This is a genomic window from Dietzia sp. CQ4, assembly GCF_014145125.1.
Taxonomy (GTDB): Bacteria; Actinomycetota; Actinomycetes; order Mycobacteriales; family Mycobacteriaceae; genus Dietzia; species Dietzia natronolimnaea.
In genome coordinates, this window is record NZ_JAALDZ010000386.1 from 1 (window position 1) to 2,503 (window position 2,503).

The following is a 2,503-nucleotide window of genomic DNA, read 5'->3' on the forward strand; positions in this document are numbered from 1 at the left end:
GCTGCGCGCTGCGGGGCGCGGGCTGCGAGGAGCTCGAGGTGCGGCGCGCTGGGCGCGCGGCGCGGGGCCGCTGCGGATCGGCGTCTACTCGTACCCCAGGGAGAACGCCGCCTCGAGGTCGTGCTTGGACAGCGCGCGGAACGCGATGTGCGTCTCGGTGTCGACCACACCCGGGACCTTGTTCAGGCGGTCGGAGACGATGTCGGCCACCTCCTCGTTGCGGCGGGCCCGCACGAGCACGATGAGGTCGATGGTGCCCGTCACCGAGTACACCTCGGAGACCCCGTCGATCTCGGCGATCGCCTCGGCGACCTCGGGGATGCGCGCCGTCTCGGCGTGGACGAAGACGATGGCGGTGATCATGGCCTGAAGGGTAGTCCAGTCGCGCGGCCCCGGTTCAGCGCATGTTCTCCGGCGTCCAGTACGCGCGCATCGAACGGATCTTGCCCTGCTCGTCGTGGGTCATGAGGTCCCACACGTTGATGGTGGCCTTGGAGTCGGCGTCGAAGTGGGTGGTGATCTCGAAGTTGAACAGCAGGTCGTCACCGCAGACCCGTGCCTCGATCACCTCGCCCTCGATCTTCAGCGCCACCACGGACGAGTAGAACTCCCGGATCGCCGCCTTGCCCTCGTGGACGGTTCCGTTGCCGACCGGGTCCTCGACCGTGGCGTTCTCGGCGTAGAGGTCCAGAACCGCCTCGAGGTCGCCGGCGACCAGCGCGGCGATGTAGGAGTCGGCGGTGGCACGGATCTGCTCGGGGGAGGCACTCACGGCGGTGGCCCTTTCGGTATGACGACGAGACACCTCGAGCCTAGAACGTGTTCTCGATCAGAGCGTTCGTACGCCGCAATCGATAAAGAATATGTGACTTGCGCCACATTCGTAGCGGGCCTACGCTCCGTTCACCAGACATCAGGACGTCCATCCGGCCCGGGAACGGGGTACGCCATGTCCACACGGAACGTCTCGGCCAGGAGCTCGGACGAGGAGTCCTTCCACACCGGCAGGGTGGTGATCATCTCCCTGGTCGCCGCGCTCGGCGGGTTCCTCTTCGGCTTCGACACCGCCGTCATCAACGGCGCGGTGGACGCCGTCCAGGAGACCTTCGGCATGAACGCCGGTCTCACCGGGTTCGTCGTCTCCTCGGCCCTGCTCGGCTGTATCGCCGGCGCGTATCTCGCGGGCCGCCTCGCCGACCGCTGGGGGCGCACCCGCGTCATGGTCCTGGCCTCGGCGCTGTTCACCGTCAGTGCGATCGGCTCCGGGCTCGCGTTCGGCCCGTGGGACCTCATCCTGTGGCGGGTGGTCGGTGGCCTGGGCGTCGGCGCGGCCTCGGTCATCGCGCCGGCGTACATCGCCGAGGTGGCCCCGCCCTCGATACGCGGCCGCCTCGGGTCACTCCAGCAGCTCGCGATCGTCTCCGGCATCTTCGTGGCCCTGCTCTCCGACGCCTGGCTGGCAGCCGTGGCCGGTGGCGCGATCGAGGAGCTGTGGCTGGGGATCCAGGCCTGGCGCTGGATGTTCCTCACCGAGCTGGTCCCCGCGATCACCTACGGCGTGCTGGCGCTCATGATCCCCGAGTCCCCCCGCTACCTGCTGGCCAAGGGGCTTGTCGGCGAGGCGAGGGACGTCCTGCGCACCATCCAGTCCAGCGGCGTCGACAACCGGATCAAGGAGATCCGTGCGACGGTCCGCGAGGACAGGAAGCGGTCGTGGCAGGACATGCTCACCCCGAGCGGCAGGAACCTCCTGCCGATCGTGTGGATCGGCATCGTGCTGTCCGTCTTCCAGCAGGCCGTGGGCATCAACGTGATCTTCTACTACTCCACGTCCCTCTGGCAGTCGGTCGGCTTCACCGAGGCGGACGCGCTCACCCAGACCGTCATCACCTCGGTCACGAACATCGTCGTGACGATCGTGGCCATCGCACTGATCGACAAGATCGGGCGTCGCAGGCTGCTCATGACCGGCTCGGTCGGCATGACCGTCTCGCTCGCGGTGATGGCCCTGATGTTCAGTACCGCCACGATGGGGCCGGGGCCCGACGGCGAACTCGCTCCCCAACTCGGTGACACCCAGGGGCTCGTCGCGCTGATCGCCGCCAACGGTTTCGTCGTGTTCTTCGGGATGTCCTGGGGCCCGGCGGTGTGGGTGCTGCTCGGCGAGATGTTCAACAACCGCATCCGCACGGCGGCGCTCGGTCTGGCCGCGGCCGCCCAGTGGTTGGCGAACTTCGCGGTCTCCACCGCGTTCCCGCCGATGGCCGAGTTCAGCCTGACGTTCACCTACGGCTTCTACGCGGTGTCGGCGCTGCTGTCCTTGCTGTTCGTGGCCAAGTTCATCCCGGAGACCACCGGCCGCTCGCTGGAGGACATGTAGTAGCCCGGCCCCCGCGCCCTCTCCACCGATCCCCCGCCCCGCCCCGCCCCCGCCAGGCCCGTCGCCAAGAGCGTTCCGCACACATCGACCGAGAAAGGGGTGCGCGGAACGCTCTTCTCGACG

The 2,503-nt window shown here is 68.2% G+C and carries 3 protein-coding genes; 1 reads left to right on the forward strand and 2 read right to left on the reverse strand.

Annotated elements, in window-relative coordinates; translation table 11 throughout:
* Positions 1–84: 84 nt before the first annotated feature.
* Entirely contained in the window at positions 85–363 is a 279-nt protein-coding gene (locus G6031_RS17415; protein WP_182653949.1) for an Lrp/AsnC ligand binding domain-containing protein, read from the reverse strand.
* A 34-nt stretch (positions 364–397) separates the two neighbouring features.
* The gene (locus G6031_RS17420) at positions 398–772 is read right to left on the reverse strand and encodes an SgcJ/EcaC family oxidoreductase (RefSeq protein WP_182639935.1); all 375 of its coding nucleotides are present in this window, start codon (positions 770–772) and stop codon (positions 398–400) included.
* Between the two features lie 177 nt (positions 773–949).
* Here G6031_RS17420 and G6031_RS17425 point away from each other — a divergent pair, with 177 nt between their 5' ends.
* Positions 950–2,380 carry a sugar porter family MFS transporter gene (locus G6031_RS17425; RefSeq protein ID WP_182653950.1) on the forward strand — a complete coding sequence of 477 codons (1,431 nt, stop codon included), beginning with the start codon at positions 950–952 and terminating at the stop codon, positions 2,378–2,380.
* The last annotated feature ends 123 nt before the right edge of the window (positions 2,381–2,503 follow it).

Coding starts and splice junctions, on each gene's coding strand:
- G6031_RS17425 (WP_182653950.1), top strand. CDS start 950: ATGTCCACACGGAACGTCTCGGCCAGGAGCTCGGACGAGGAGTCCTTC.
- G6031_RS17415 (WP_182653949.1), bottom strand. CDS start 363: ATGATCACCGCCATCGTCTTCGTCCACGCCGAGACGGCGCGCATCCCC.